Source organism: Bradyrhizobium guangzhouense (assembly GCF_004114955.1).
GTDB classification, from domain to species: domain Bacteria; phylum Pseudomonadota; class Alphaproteobacteria; order Rhizobiales; family Xanthobacteraceae; genus Bradyrhizobium; species Bradyrhizobium guangzhouense.
In genome coordinates this window covers 2,259,895-2,273,826 of record NZ_CP030053.1, presented here as the reverse complement: position 1 = coordinate 2,273,826, position 13,932 = coordinate 2,259,895, and the positions used below count along the sequence as shown (strand labels likewise).

11 protein-coding genes are annotated in these 13,932 nt (G+C 62.6%); 5 read left to right on the top strand and 6 right to left on the bottom strand.

What is annotated here, in order from left to right; genetic code table 11:
- Nucleotides 1–25: 25 nt before the first annotated feature.
- Entirely contained in the window at nucleotides 26–1,273 is a 1,248-nt protein-coding gene (locus tag XH91_RS10895; RefSeq protein ID WP_128954799.1) for an NRAMP family divalent metal transporter, read from the top strand.
- A 577-nt stretch (nucleotides 1,274–1,850) separates the two neighbouring features.
- Nucleotides 1,851–3,065, top strand: coding sequence for a mandelate racemase/muconate lactonizing enzyme family protein (locus XH91_RS10885; RefSeq protein ID WP_128950602.1), 1,215 nt, complete (start codon nucleotides 1,851–1,853; stop codon nucleotides 3,063–3,065).
- Nucleotides 3,066–3,068: 3 nt separating this feature from the next.
- Here XH91_RS10885 and XH91_RS10880 read toward each other — a convergent pair whose 3' ends face one another.
- The 4 genes from XH91_RS10880 to rocF all read right to left on the bottom strand — a co-directional run bounded on the left by XH91_RS10880 (nucleotide 3,069) and on the right by rocF (nucleotide 6,404).
- Nucleotides 3,069–3,353 carry a hypothetical protein gene (locus tag XH91_RS10880; protein ID WP_128950601.1) on the bottom strand — a complete coding sequence of 95 codons (285 nt, stop codon included), beginning with the start codon at nucleotides 3,351–3,353 and terminating at the stop codon, nucleotides 3,069–3,071.
- Between the two features lie 116 nt (nucleotides 3,354–3,469).
- Nucleotides 3,470–4,009: a c-type cytochrome gene (locus XH91_RS10875; RefSeq protein WP_128950600.1), complete on the bottom strand. Its 540-nt coding sequence runs from the start codon at nucleotides 4,007–4,009 to the stop codon at nucleotides 3,470–3,472.
- Nucleotides 3,996–5,267 (bottom strand): sulfite dehydrogenase, encoded by a 1,272-nt coding sequence (gene soxC, locus XH91_RS10870; RefSeq protein ID WP_128950599.1) that lies wholly within the window; start codon nucleotides 5,265–5,267, stop codon nucleotides 3,996–3,998. Before soxC ends, XH91_RS10875 begins: the two co-directional genes overlap by 14 nt.
- A 159-nt stretch (nucleotides 5,268–5,426) precedes the next feature.
- Entirely contained in the window at nucleotides 5,427–6,404 is a 978-nt protein-coding gene (rocF, locus tag XH91_RS10865) for an arginase (RefSeq protein WP_128950598.1), read from the bottom strand.
- Between the two features lie 244 nt (nucleotides 6,405–6,648).
- Here rocF and XH91_RS10860 point away from each other — a divergent pair, with 244 nt between their 5' ends.
- A complete protein-coding gene (locus XH91_RS10860; protein ID WP_128950597.1) occupies nucleotides 6,649–6,909 on the top strand; it encodes a hypothetical protein in 261 nt (86 codons plus the stop codon).
- 8 nt (nucleotides 6,910–6,917) lie between these two features.
- Here XH91_RS10860 and XH91_RS10855 read toward each other — a convergent pair whose 3' ends face one another.
- Together XH91_RS10855 and XH91_RS10850 are read right to left on the bottom strand one after the other, a co-directional pair.
- The gene (locus XH91_RS10855; RefSeq protein ID WP_128950596.1) at nucleotides 6,918–9,662 is read right to left on the bottom strand and encodes an EAL domain-containing protein; all 2,745 of its coding nucleotides are present in this window, start codon (nucleotides 9,660–9,662) and stop codon (nucleotides 6,918–6,920) included.
- Nucleotides 9,663–9,721: 59 nt separating this feature from the next.
- Nucleotides 9,722–11,020: a FecR family protein gene (locus XH91_RS10850; RefSeq protein ID WP_128950595.1), complete on the bottom strand. Its 1,299-nt coding sequence runs from the start codon at nucleotides 11,018–11,020 to the stop codon at nucleotides 9,722–9,724.
- A gap of 130 nt (nucleotides 11,021–11,150) precedes the next feature.
- Here XH91_RS10850 and XH91_RS10845 point away from each other — a divergent pair, with 130 nt between their 5' ends.
- Nucleotides 11,151–12,947, top strand: a complete 1,797-nt coding sequence (locus tag XH91_RS10845) for a ShlB/FhaC/HecB family hemolysin secretion/activation protein (protein ID WP_128950594.1) — start codon at nucleotides 11,151–11,153, stop codon at nucleotides 12,945–12,947.
- Between the two features lie 142 nt (nucleotides 12,948–13,089).
- The gene (locus XH91_RS10840) at nucleotides 13,090–13,920 is read left to right on the top strand and encodes an alpha/beta fold hydrolase (protein WP_128950593.1); all 831 of its coding nucleotides are present in this window, start codon (nucleotides 13,090–13,092) and stop codon (nucleotides 13,918–13,920) included.
- Nucleotides 13,921–13,932 lie beyond the last annotated feature (12 nt).

The following is a 13,932-nucleotide window of genomic DNA, read 5'->3' as shown; positions in this document are numbered from 1 at the left end:
CGCTCCGACGAAAGCGGAGCCGACGCTGCTGAAGCGACTCGGGCCAGGCTTGATCACGGGAGCGGCCGACGACGATCCTTCGGGCATCGCCACCTATTCCCAGGCCGGCGCCCAGTTCGGCTACGGGCTGCTCTGGACGGTATTCCTGACCACGCCGTTCATGATCGCCATCCAGCTGGTCAGCGCGCAGATCGGCCGCGTCACCGGCAAGGGGCTGGCGGCCAATGTCATGGAGCTCGCGCCGCGCTGGATGGTGATGGCGCTCGTCGGTCTGCTCGTTGCCGCGAACACCTTCAACATCGCCGCCGATATCGCGGCGATGGCGGAGGCGCTCTCGCTGGTCATCGGCGGGCTCAATCACGAACATGCGCTGATCTTCGCGGCCGGCTCGACCCTGCTCCAGGTCTTCCTGCCCTACCGCCGCTACGCGCCGGTGCTGAAATTCCTGACATTGACGCTGTTTGCCTATGTCGCGACCGCCTTCACGGTGGAGATTCCGTGGAGCACCGCGCTGCTCGCCGCGGTGTGGCCGAAGGCGAATGTCAGCGCCGACTATTTCATGATGGTGGTCGCAGTGCTCGGCACCACCATCAGCCCCTATCTGTTTTTCTGGCAGGCCTCCCAGGAGGTCGAGGAAATGAACCTTGGCAAGCGCGACCGGCCGCTCCGCGAGGAGACGCGACGCGGCGGCGATCCCGAGCTCACGCGCATCAGGGTCGATACGACGCTCGGCATGCTGCTGTCGAACGGCATCGCCTTCTTCATCATCCTGACCACGGCCTCGGTGCTGAACGCCAACGGCGTCACCAACATCAACTCGGCGACGCAAGCGGCCGAAGCGCTGCGGCCGCTCGCCGGCGACTTCACCTTTGCGCTGTTCGCGCTCGGCATCATCGGCACGGGCCTGCTCGCGATCCCGGTGCTGGCGGGCTCGGCGGCCTACGGTGTGGCGGAAATCTTCGGCTGGCGTGCAACGCTGGAGGCAAGGCCGGAGAAGGCTGTCGGCTTCTATACCATCATCGCGGCCGCAACCATCATCGGCTTCGGGCTCGGTTTTACCGGGATCGATTCGATCCACATGCTGGTGTGGAGCGCCGTGCTCAACGGCATCGTCGCGGTCCCCATCATGGCAATGATGATGCTGATCGTCTCGAGCAGGGCCATCATGGGCCGCTTCAAGGCGAGACGCTGGCTGGTCGCACTCGGCTGGCTCGGCACCGCACTGATGGCGCTGGCCGTCCTCGCTTTGCTCGGCTCGTCCGCGATCGGTTAGAGCATGATCCGGAAAAGTGTGAAGCGGTTTTCCCAAAAGATCATGCTCAAAGGATAACCTGAAGCGCGTCAGCGCGCTTCAGACCGGCGACAGCGCCGCCGATATCTGCGAGGCGATGATGAAGGCCGCAATCACGGCGGGCACGCTGATGAACCGCAAGAACTGATCGACTGAAAGCATTGTTGTCTCCCCAAAGACAATGAGCCCTCGCTCGTGCGCGCTACTCCACCCCTTGCGCGACGTGCTGATCCGCTGTGAGCAACCGATCGGAAACGACGGCCCCACTCATCGTGAGGAGCGCCAGAACCGAAATCATGGCCAAGAACTGCATGCGTCCTTGATCGGGTCCGATTGTGGCCAAAAAAGTCTGGGCTTGGCGCATTTTAGCGACGATCCCAAGAAACATGATGCTCCCCCGGATTCTACGGGCTTTCTGCCAGCACGGCCAAAAATCGATGCCTGCCCAAGCGTTTGCAGACTTCACGCCGCTTGGTCGTTAGCCTAACAATTGTGGCTGGGCTGGAGCTTGCGACCGGGACCACAAAACCAATAAGCCAAGCCGGGCACAGGGAGCGACATGGCAAACTCGTCAAAAGCAACACATCTCGAGATCCTTGCCTGCGATGCCGGCTGGAGAAACTACCACTTCGTCAAGGTGACGACGGAAGACGGCGTCGTCGGCTGGAGCGAGTTTGACGAGGGTTTTGGCTCGCCCGGCGTCGGTGCCGCGATCCAGCGCCTATCGGCGCGCGTGATCGGCCAGAACGTCTTTCAGCACGAGCGCGTTCATGCCGAACTTTTCGCCGCCACGCGGCCTGCCGCCGGCGGGGTGGTGGCGCAGGCCCTCGGCGCGATCGAGAACGCGTTGCTCGATGCCAAGGCAAAATGCCTTGGCATTCCATGCTACGAACTTCTCGGCGGCAAAATCCGCGACCGTGTCAGGGTCTATTGGTCCCACTGCGCCACCTGGCGGATCAATCATCCCTCCTGGTACAAGCCGCCGATCGAAAATCTCGACGGCGTCAAGGCAATGGGGCGTGAGGTGCGCGAGAAGAAATTCACCGCGCTGAAGACCAACATCTTTTCCTATGATGACGGCAAACCCACGGGTTGGCGGCCCGGCTTCGGCTCGCCCTTTGCGCCCGAGATCAATGTCGACCGCAAGATCCTGCGGGACCTGCATATGCATCTGGAAGCGATCCGCGACGGCGCGGGCCCCGATGTCGATATCCTGCTCGACTGCAATTTCAACGCCAAGACGGAAGGCTATTTGAAGATCCTGCGCGAGATCGCAGATCTCGACATGTTCTGGATCGAGATCGACAGCTTCAATCCGGAGGCCCTCGGCTATATCCGCCGGCAGAGCCCGCATCCGATCTCATCCTGCGAGACGCTGCTGGGCTTGCGCGAATTCCTGCCCTATTTCCGCGAGCAGGCGATGGACGTCGCCATCATCGACACGCCCTGGAATGGTGTGTGGCAATCGATGAAGATCGCCTCGGCCGCAGAAGCCTTCGAGGTCAACGTCGCGCCGCATAATTTCTACGGCCACCTCTGCTCGATGATGAACGCGCATTTCTGCGCGGCCGTCCCGAATTTGCGCATCATGGAGATCGACATCGACCGCCTCGCCTGGGATCGCGAGCTATTCACGCATGAACCGGAAATCCAGGACGGGCACCTGATCATTCCCGATAGGCCCGGATGGGGCACCGAGCCCAACGAGGAGGCGCTTCGCGCACATCCGCCCAAGACGACAGGCGGGCTCCTCAGCTACGGCCGCAAGAGCTGAGTTTTACGGCTGCACCGGATTGATGGTGGGGGACGTCTTCGGCCCCGGACGCTCCGGTTCGATCGGCGATTTCGGTTCGGTCGGAAGCACCTTGGCGCCTACCGCGCGAGCGGCTTCGCCTGTGGTCGCATACATCGCCACGTGAGCCGGCTGAGTCTTGGCGCGGCTCCACGGTCCGTGGTCGACGATCAGCATCGCAGCAATCGTCACGGCGGCCACGACCATCGCGATCACGCCGGGATGCCGAAGCGCTATCGAGATGGAATTTGCGAAGCGAACTGTTGCCATCGAAGAATCTGCACCTTTGTCCTCTCGCGGGTTAACGCAATCATGGCCTCGCGAGTTCCGGCCCAGACGTAAGCAAGTTCCGAGCCAACGCCCGGAACTTGCGCCTTTCTCCTCGTTCACTTCACGTCTGGCCGCGCGTCGCCGACGAATTTGTCACGGTTCGGCATCTTGATCGCAGCAAGCGATCTGGCATCGAGTGTCGCATCTGCTCCGACCAGCCCGTTCAGGTTCAAAATGTAGGCCGACACCGCGTAGACGTCCTCGTCGCTCAGCGACTGCGGCGCATTTTGCGGCATCGCACGGCGGATATAGTCGAACAACGTCGGCGCATAAGGCCAGTAGCTCCCGACCGTACGGATCGGCTTCGGTGTCCCGATCGTGCCTTGTCCACCAACGAGTCGATCGCCGACACCCCCTTCGCCGCCGTCGCCATGGCACGACGCGCATTGCTGAGCAAAAACCTCGCGTCCACGCCTGACCGAGCCGCTTCCCTTCGGCAGGTTGCTGCCATCGCGCCCGATGTCGATATTCCAACCCGCGATCTCTGCAGCGGTCGCTGGCCGACCGATGCCGTAAGGAGTTTGCGCCCGCCCGGTGCTTGCTGAAGCACAGAACAAAATCGCGAGAACAGCGCCGCAGATCTCACGCCAGCGCATTGGTCACCTCCCCATCGGCGTTGATGCGCCAGGGCCAGATTGCATTGTTGTGGTAGAAGTAATTCTCTCCGCGCACTGCGAGCAGCTCGGCGAGCGTCGGTTGCACATAGCCGGTCTCGTCAATCGCGCGGCTCTGGATCACCGCGGGCTTGCCATCCCATTGCCAGGGCAAGCGGAAGCGCGTGAGCGCGCGCGTCAACACCGGCTCCTGCAATCGCGCATCCTGCCAGCTCTTGCCGTCATCGACCGATACCTCGACGCGCTTGATCTTTCCGTGGCCGCTCCAGGCGATGCCGGTGATTTCGTGGAAGCCTGATACGTTGAGGCGCTGACCTCCCGAGGGGCGGGTGATGATCGACTTCGCCTCCATGTAGAAAGAGAACTCGCGAGCGGTGCCGTCAGGCAAGAGATCAGTGTATTTCGAGGTCTCCTCGCGCGAGTAAGCGGGCTCCGCCGCCACATGCAGGCGCCGCAACCATTTCACATTCATATTGCCTTCGAAACCCGGCAACAGCAGCCGCAACGGATAACCCTGCTGCGGGCGTAGCCGCTCCCCGTTCTGACTATAGACTAGCATGGCATCCTCAAGGCATTTCTCGATGGGGATGCTGCGGGTCAGCGCGGCCGCGTCGGCGCCCTCAGCGATGATCCATTTGGCTTCCGGCTTCAGCCCGGCCTCCTGAAGCACCAGCTTCAGGCTCACGCCCGTCCATTCCCCACAACTTAACAGACCCACCAGGTCTGATGCCGTCTTGCCGTAAGGCTTGGTGTAACCGGGATTTCCGGAGCACTCGAGAAAGTGGATGCGCGATTCCGAGGGAAAGCGCCGCAGATCGTCCATGGTGAAGATCAGAGGGCGCTCGACGAGGCCGTGAAGCATCAAGCGGTGCTGCGCCGGATCGATCGTCGGCACACCGCCGTGATGGCGCTCGTAGAACAGTCCGTTCGGCGTGATGATGCCGTCAAGTTCCTGCAACGGCGTGCGGCCCGACGCGGAGATGTACTGCTTGAGGTTCTTCGAGATGTTCTTGACGACGCCCTTCTCGAATGGCGAGGGCGCACCGTAGGGCTGGCTTCCCATGGGATCACCGGGTGCCTTCATCCAATCGGGGACGTTGGGCGGAAGGTTCTCCGTCTCAGCTGCAACCGACGTTCCGGTGCCAAGGATAATGCCGCCCGCCGCGGCACCGCCACTTTGCAGGAAGCGGCGGCGTGTCGCCCTGATGGGCTTGTCGCTGGTGTCGGTCTTGTTGCTCATAGCGGACCCTCGCGTGAACCTGGACCCGCATGAAACCTTCCGCGAAGCGCATTTGCAATTCGCGCGCATTTCAAAAACAGGCGATTTGATCAAGACTGTTCTAAATTCACCTGGTGTGACTGCAGTTCCATTCTGTGCAATGCACAAACGGCCCGAAGGTCACTCGCCCGGCGCGATCGCATTGCTGGGCGTCGGCCGATCGGTGATCTGCTGGCCGAACAGGCTGCCAATCAGTTCAACCGCGGTGCGTGCGGTGCGCCCACGCTCATCCAGGAACGGGTTGAGCTCGACGATGTCGACCGATCCCACCACTCCGGAATCATGCAGCAGCTCCATGATCAGATGCGCTTCACGATAGGTCGCACCTCCTGGCACCGTGGTCCCCACGCCCGGCGCCACGCAGGGATCGAGAAAATCAACATCGAAGCTGACATGCAGCACGCCGTTGTCAGCCTTGACGCGCTCGATCACGCGCCGGATCAGCACCGCAACGCCGAACTCGTCGATCTGGCGCATGTCGACGACCCTGATCCGGCGCGCGCGCATCAGGTCCTTTTCGAGCTTGTCGATCGAACGTGCGCCGAACAAATCGAGTCTGTCAGGATCGATCGGGGCACGTGGATCATCGCCCAGGAGGCCATCAAGGCCCGCCTCGCCGCACAGGAACGCGGCCGACATGCCGTGCATATTCGCGGTAATCGTCGTCTCGGGTGTGTTGTAGTCGGCATGCGCGTCGAGCCAAAGCACGAACAGCTCGCGTCCGTGCTCCCGCCAATGGCGCGCCATGGCGTTGACCGACCCCATCGACAAAGTGTGATCGCCTCCCAAGAAGATCGGCAATGCGCCGGTTTGCGCGATCTCATAGCCGCGGCGGCTGAGGATGCGGGTCCAGCGCTGGATCTCACGGTAGTGATTGGCCTTTGCCGGTGGCCTGTCGGCGAGATCCCCGATCTCGGCCACCGACAGATCACCATAATCGACCACTTCAAAATCCAGGCTCTCAAGCAGCGTTGCAAGACCGGCGGTCCGCAGCGCGGCAGGGCCCATCAAGGTGCCGCGCTGCGAGGCGCCCATGTCGATGGGCGCGCCCAGCAACGCGATGCGCCGGGCTCGATCCGCGATAGCTCGATCGGTCACGGCAATCTCCTGAGGTCTGTAAGGCTGCACTAGCCTAACAGAGATTCGCATCCGTCGTTTCACGGGGAAGCCGGAACAAATTCTCGCGCGCGGCATTTTCACTGCAAGGCCGGCACCCGCCGTTCAAAACGGCGCCTGTCGCGGATAGCCAAAGGCCCTCGGGCCCGCTGTTCAAAACGAGCGCACGCGCGGATAGCCAAAGGTGCCGGCCTCAATCCTTCCGTCAGGTCTGGAGGTCGCGAGCTTGAGCACGGACATACCGCAGCCCAATCATCAGCCCGGCATGGCCGAGCGCGCCATCGACGCAGCTACCGACGTCTCTCATACCATCGGTGAGGTCGCAGGAGGATTGCGCGCCGCCGTCGATCGCCTCACCTACGCGATCGACGAAGCGCGAAAGCCGGGCCGCCCGCTTTCGACAGTCGCGGCGATCACGCGCGAGGCACCTCTGGCCAGCCTCTTCGTCGCGTTCCTCTTTGGCGTAGCGATCGCCCGTCGGCGCTGAACGGCCGTTCAGGCGGCGGTGACGGCTTCGAGCTCGGCCGCAAAGAATGTCTTTTCGAACGCCTCGGACGGCATCGGTCGACCGAAGAAATAGCCCTGCCCTTCCTCGCATCCCATGCTGACCAGGAAGTCGGCCGTCGCGCGATTCTCAATTCCTTCGGCTACAACAGTCAGGCCAAGCTGCTTGCTGAGGCCGATAGTCGAGCCGACAATGGCGGCATCGTCGGAATCGGCGAGCAGATCGGTCACAAAAGAGCGGTCGATCTTCAGCCCGTCGAGCGGAAATTTCTTCAGGTAGCTCAGGCTTGCATAGCCCGTCCCGAAATCATCGAACAGAATGCGCACGCCAAGTTGCTGGATGCGCTTGAACATGTCGAGCACCCGGACCTCGTCGTGCAGCAGGATGTCCTCGGTGACTTCGATCTCAAGCAGCGAAGGAGTAAGTCCCGTCGTCCTCAGCAGCTCCGCAACTGAATGCGCGAGGTCGCCGGAGTGGAGCTGCGATGGCGAGAGGTTGATTGCGACGCGGACCGCATTCCCCGTCAATTCCCACGCGCGCGCCTGCCGGCCGGCGGTCTCCATCACCCAACTCGCGATCCGCTCGGACAGCGCCGAGGTATTGACCACGGGCATGAACTCGCCCGGCGAAACGTAGCCACGCACCGGGTGACGCCAGCGGATCAACGCTTCGGCACCCACCAGGCAGCCGTCGATCAGGCGCACCTGGGGCTGATAGAACAGCTCGAACTCGCCGCGATCCGCGGCAAGCGCGAGTTCGCTCTCCAGCGTCAGCCGGCTTTCCAGCTCCTGCCTGATCGCGCTCTCGAAGATCACATGACCTCCGCGCCGCGTCAGCTTTGCCTTGGTGAGCGCAAGATGGCCGTTGCTAAGGAGATCGTCCGCGTTCTGTCCACTGTCCGGGTAGACGGCAACACCCATGCTGATCCTGACGCGGTGTTGGCGCGCCCCCGTTGCGAGCGGTGCATCGAATGCGCGCGCAATCCGCTCGGCGAACGCGGCAACAGGCTCGCCGACAGCGGCGCAATCCAGCGCAATCGCAAATTCGTCGCCGCTGAGCCTGGCGACGAGCGCCTTGCTGCCGACTTCGGTCCGCAGGCGTTCGGCTACCGCCTGCAGCACGAGGTCGCCGGCGGCGTGTCCGAGCATGTCGTTGATCTGCTGGAAGCCATCGAGCCCCAGCACGAGCAACGCGACCTCGGAGGACCGCCGCTCCGCGGCAGCCATCAGACTGACGAGGCCGGCGTGCAGCGTATTGCGATTGGCAAGCCCAGTCAGCGCATCATGTTCAGCAAGATATCTGACACGTTCGGCCTCGCGCTTGCGCACCGAGATGTCGCGCAAGATCGCGCCATACTGAAAGCCGTCCGCTCCCTGCCAACCCGAGAAACTCGCCTCGACCGGGAAGGTTTCGCCGTTCTTGCGTCGTCCTTCGAACTCGACGACCACGGCACCGCCTGGGACCAGCAGCGCCTGGCGCGCAGCGTCTCTGATGGCGAAGGCCTTCGCGCCGGCTTCGCCTGGAATCGCGCAAAGCGCTTCGAACGGGCGACCGATGATCTCGGTCGGCATGTAGCCGAATATCGCGCTTGCACCGGGATTCCAGACCGTGATGCGGTGATGTTCATCGGTGCAGACAAGACCATCGCCGAGCGACATCGCGATACGGTGAAATCGGCTTTCTGCGATGCGTCCCAACAGGCTGCGGAAGTCGATCTCGTCCAGTGCTATGGCGGTCAGGTAGGCGACAATCGCGATGTGGAAGAGCGACGTGTCGATGACGAGCGGCCAACGCTCCTGCACAAGCGCCGCAGTCAGCTCGATGCCGGCTCCGGCTGCAACCAGGATCGCGACGCGGGCACCGGGCGCAACACGCCGCCATGAATACATCATCAGCAGACAGATCGCGGCAAGGCCGACAATCATGCCGGCATCGGACGTCCAGCGCAGCATACGGTTCTGAAGGACCGATTCTGCCGCCAACGCCTGGAGCACAGGTCCCGCGACGATGTGGCCATTCGGGACACTGAAGCGGTCGCCAAGTTCGAGCGCCGTGGCACCGACGATGACCTTCTTGTCCCTGACCTTGTCGAGTGCTGCGGCGTCACCCCGCAGCACGTCGACATAGGAAACAATTGGAATAGATCCCGCCCGAATGCTGAAGTCGATCAGGAAAGGCGGACGACGATCGACGTTCTGCCCGGCCAGGACGACCGCCATCGACGGAATCTGCGCATCGCCGAGCTTCTCTCCGACCGGATAGCGGCGAACCAGCCCATCGGATTCAACCGCGACATTGACGACGGCCGGCCATGACTGATTGCTGAACGACTTGAGGGGACGATTGATGTGAACCGCGCCGCCATTTGGCGTGGGCTGCTTGAAGGACGGCAGGATCGTCGAGCCTCCGACCGTCCGAAGCGCGGTGAGGAACGCCTCGTCGGAGGCTGGATCCGATGGCGTGCTGAAATCGATGTCGAAAGCGATATCCTGCGCGCCGGCGGCCTCGAGCCTGTGCAGGAGGTCGGCGTGCAGGCTGCGCGGCCAGGGCCATACACCGATCTGATCGATAGAGGGAGCATCGATCGCCACCACGACAACGCTGCCGGTGGCGGAACGCGACTGCCAGGCGAAGCGCAGATCGGTGAGCACGTTACGCAGCGCGCCGTGCCATCCCGTAGACAGCACGAGCGCCAGCGCGATCACGACAAGAATATGCGGCCGATAGCGTTTCACCCGATCCTCCCGCGCACCCGCTCAGACAGGTGCGCCCCCATCGCCCCTAGGAAATCGCCTTACTTGTGGTGGCCATTTCCGTTGCCATTGCCATTGCCATTCCCGTTGCCGTTACCGGCGCCGTTTCCGTTGCCGTTATTGCCACTGCTATTGCTGCCGTTGCCGCCGCCATTTCCGTTGCCGTTACCGTTGTTGCCCTTGCCGTTGCCGGTGGCAGCACTATTGCTGGCAGCTCTGTCATCATTCTCTTTGCCAGCAGAGCTTTTGCCGTTGGGCGTTCCGCTATTGCCGGACGCAGCATCGCTGGTCGACCCGGCACTCGTTGCAGCAGTGGCTGTTGCACTTGACGACGTCGACGAGGCGCCGGCCGCGGCTCCACTGCCGCTCACGGTGACCGCTGTGACGCTCGAGCTGTTGGCGGTCGGGATCGTCGTGTTCGACTTGCCATCGCTCCACACCGTGTCGGTGCTGGCGTTCGCATTGCGTACCTGTCCTGGTGCGACGGCGCTATGGGCGAGCCCGTGCGTAACCTTGTGGAAGTTCAGCTTGACCTCGCCGAGCGAGCTCGAGATGTGCACGACGCCAGCCTTTGAAGCATGAGCTCCCGCCGGCTGATGCGAATGCGTCGGCGCGCCGGCGACCTTGATGCCCTTGTTGATCGTACCAAGCGCATGGATGGCGTGGCCGTTCGACGCATTGCGGGGCGCGGACAGACCCGACTTCGGCACGGGGACGCGCTCGATTGTCGATGCGCGCGGCTTGCCTTGCTCGATCGGATTGAGCGTGCCGGAACCGCTCAGGTTGAGACCGGACTTGCCGTTCGCGAAGGCGGTCGCCACCTGGCCGGGCATCACCTGGGCGATCTGGCCGGTCTTGAAATCGGACACTTCGACCTGGCCGCGGAGCACGCCGACCTTGGTGCTGCCTGCGCCCACCGTGACGCTGAAATGCGTTCCCTTGACCACGGCGGCGAGATAGGGCGTCTCGACCTCGAAATGCTTGACGTTGCGCTTCTCGACCTCGAGCAGGATCGAGCCCGCCTGCTGGATGATGGTGGTCGAAAGACCCTCCTTCTTCTCGGCCGGCACGCCGACGACCGAGTTGGGAGAGATCAGGATCGTCTCCTCACCGCGAACCAGCAGCACGCGCCCGTTCCGGCCGGTGCGGATGGTGTCGCCCGGCTTGAGAGTCTCTTCCTGGTTCAACGAGACCTGCTGCGCGCCGGTCGTCGCAAGCCAGACCTCGCCCGATGACTTGCTGACCGACCAGACGCCGTCATCAGCAGCGGAAGCACCGGATACCGTTGCCAGGACCAGCGCTGCCATCACGGCGCACCGCATTCCAATTCGGACAAGCATGAACGACCCTCAGCCAGAGTTACTGCCAGCCTGAGGCCTATCCGAAATCACTCAAGATTGACTTAGCGGGAGTCCCGGAGTCGGGGGACCGCATTAACCGATCATTGACCATAAAAAATTATGAAAAATCATGCGGCTACGGAATCCCAACCGGAACCAGGCGATTTCTCCGTCAAACTACGGAGAACGATCTACGCTCGGAGCCGCGGGGTGGTATCTCGCTGCCGCTCTGGCGCTCCTAGGACCCACATTTGCGGGAATTTCCCCAGCACTCGCGCAGCAGGCGAACCAGCCGGGGTTCGATCCGCGTCAGCCGGAGAAATATTTTGAAAACCAAACTGAGCAGGAATCCCTCCGCCGGCCTCCGGTGAAGCTACCCTCGGTCGGCCAGCGCAATCCCGCCGGGGATACCAAGCCACAATTCGTACTGCGCGACATCACGATCACCGGCGCCCACGCCATCCCCCACGATCGCATTGTCGCCGTCTACCAGACCTATCTCGGCAAGCAGGTCTCGCAAGCTGACCTCGCGACGATCGCCGGCGCGATCAGCGATCTCTACCGCACCCAGGGTTTCCATCTGAGCCGAGCGATCGTGCCCGCGCAGGACATTGCCGGCGGCCGCGTCCAGATCCAGGTGATCGAAGGCTCGATCGTCGAGGCCGAGCTGAAAGGCGATGGCGCCGAGCAGTTCGGCCTGAGGCCGATGCTCGGGCCGATCCTAGCCGAGCAGCCGTCGCGCCTGGCAACGCTCGAACGCCAGCTCTACCTCGTCAACGGCTGGCCGGGCGTGCGCATCGCCGACACCGCGCTGGAAGAAATCGGCGGCACGACCGGACGCTTCCGCCTCACCGTGTATGTGAAGACCTGGCATGTCTTCACCTCTTTCGGGCTGGACAATCTTGGGTCGTCGTCGGTCGGTCCGTGGCAGACCTACGCGACAGGAGCGTTCAACTCCTACCTCACGCCCGGTGACACGCTCGCCGTCAATCTGTCGACCATTGCCAACGACCCGCGCGAGCTCGGTTTCTCGCGCCTCTCCTACGACGCTCCAGTTGGCGTGGACGGCGTTCGGCTCGGTGGATCGGTGCTGTACAGCGCAGTCAGGCCTGGCGATGCGCGCCGCCTCGCCAGCGACATCACCACGACGGAGGCGTTCGAGCTGCGTGCCAGCATTATCCCGCTCCAATCCCAATCGTCCACGCTGACCCTCACTGCGGCGACGACCTTCAGCAATGTGTCGGAGCACGATCTGTACGGCCCCTGGTACAACGACCACATCAGAACCGCGAGCCTCACGGCCGACTACCGGCTGCAAGATGGCTTCGGCGGCACCAACTATGCGACGATGACTTTTCGCCAGGGTCTTGACGTCTTCGGCGCCTCGCATTTCAACGACGATCTGTTGTCACGCGATGGTGCCTCCTCGAACTTCTCGGTGCTGAACTTCTGGTTCACGCGCTACCAGACTCTCAACGACGCATGGTCGCTCAAGCTGTCTGCGGCGAGCCAGACCGCCTCACGTCCCCTGGTCACCTCGCAGCAATTCTATCTCGGCGGCGCAGCCTTCGGCCGCGGCTATGGCGCGGCCGAGATCAGCGGCGACAACGGTCTTGCCGGCTCGCTTGAGGTGCGCTTCGACCAGAAGCTCAATTTCCGCTACTGGAGCGGCTACCAGCTCTACGCGTTCGGCGATGCCGGTGCGGTCTGGAACGACGGCTACCGGCTGAGCGACGGCCTGTCGCTGACGTCGGCGGGCGCAGGCGTACGGTTCTTCCTGCCGCAGGATCTCCAGGCGGATGTCGGCGTCGCGGTACCCTTGAGCTACCGTGCACCGGACAATGAGCGCCGCAGCCCGCGCTTTCTTTTCACCCTGTCGAGTGCGTTCCGGCTCTGCCCCGAACGCGGCAGAAACGGCTGCCTTTAGCTGCTAGCCGTTGCCTTGATACGGCCTTTTCGCGGGCTTCCTCACAAACTTGCCTAAATTTAATCCGGCAATCTGGTCACGATCGCTCGATCCCGGCGTTTCCAATAGCCATGTTCAGTGAAAAGTGATTGAGACGGAACCCATGAAGAGGGTGTTTGCAATTCTGGCTTTTCTCTGCGTCCTTGCGGCGGGCCAGTATATTATCGTCAGCAAATTCGCGATCCGCCACGAGATGTTGTCCTTGTTTGACGCCTCGCGTCAGCGGCCGATCTCGGTCGAGATCGCGGTGCGGCGCGACTACGAGACCAAGGCCAATCTCGGTCTCTGGAAGCTTCCGGTCGCCATCATCAGCAACGGTAATACGGTCAAGGCAACCGAATACTCCTTCCTCGCCAACGTGCTTGCGGCGCGCGGCTATCTCGTCGCCAGCATTCAGCAGGACCTGCCGAGCGATCCGCCCCTGATGACCCGTGTCGGCCAGCAATATGTCGGCCGGCGCGAAGTCTATATCCGCTGCGAAGCCAACATCCTCTACGTATTGAACACGTTGAAGGGGCGGCAGCAGAATGCCGACTACGACCACATCACGCTCGTTGGTCATTCCAACGGCGGTGACGTCTCCATGTATGTCGCAAAGCAACATCCCGAACTGGTGTCGAAGGTGATTACGCTCGACAATCTCAGGGTGCCCTTCGTTCTCAACGACCACATGAAGATTCTATCGTTCCGCTCCAAGGACCCGCATTTCGTGACCGACCCCGGCGTGCTGCCGACCCCGGAAGAGGCCAAGGCGCGCGGCATCGACATCATCCATACCGGTGCGCAGCACACGGAGATGAGCGATCGCGGGCCCGACTCGGTCAAGGAGAAGATCCAGGCGACACTTGACCGCTTCCTGCGGGACAGCGCCAGCAGCGCGCTGGCGCCGGCCGATACCACCACCCCGATGATCATGAACCCCGGCGACTATTAGCCGGGACGCTTT

What these genes read in the sequence shown, in the direction of transcription:
- XH91_RS10885 (WP_128950602.1), top strand. Translation starts at nt 1,851, where the DNA reads ATGGCAAACTCGTCAAAAGCAACACATCTCGAGATCCTTGCCTGCGAT.
- XH91_RS10880 (WP_128950601.1), bottom strand. Translation starts at nt 3,353, where the DNA reads ATGGCAACAGTTCGCTTCGCAAATTCCATCTCGATAGCGCTTCGGCAT.
- XH91_RS10875 (WP_128950600.1), bottom strand. Translation starts at nt 4,009, where the DNA reads ATGCGCTGGCGTGAGATCTGCGGCGCTGTTCTCGCGATTTTGTTCTGT.
- soxC (WP_128950599.1), bottom strand. Translation starts at nt 5,267, where the DNA reads ATGAGCAACAAGACCGACACCAGCGACAAGCCCATCAGGGCGACACGC.
- XH91_RS10850 (WP_128950595.1), bottom strand. Translation starts at nt 11,020, where the DNA reads ATGCTTGTCCGAATTGGAATGCGGTGCGCCGTGATGGCAGCGCTGGTC.
- XH91_RS10845 (WP_128950594.1), top strand. Translation starts at nt 11,151, where the DNA reads ATGCGGCTACGGAATCCCAACCGGAACCAGGCGATTTCTCCGTCAAAC.
- XH91_RS10840 (WP_128950593.1), top strand. Translation starts at nt 13,090, where the DNA reads ATGAAGAGGGTGTTTGCAATTCTGGCTTTTCTCTGCGTCCTTGCGGCG.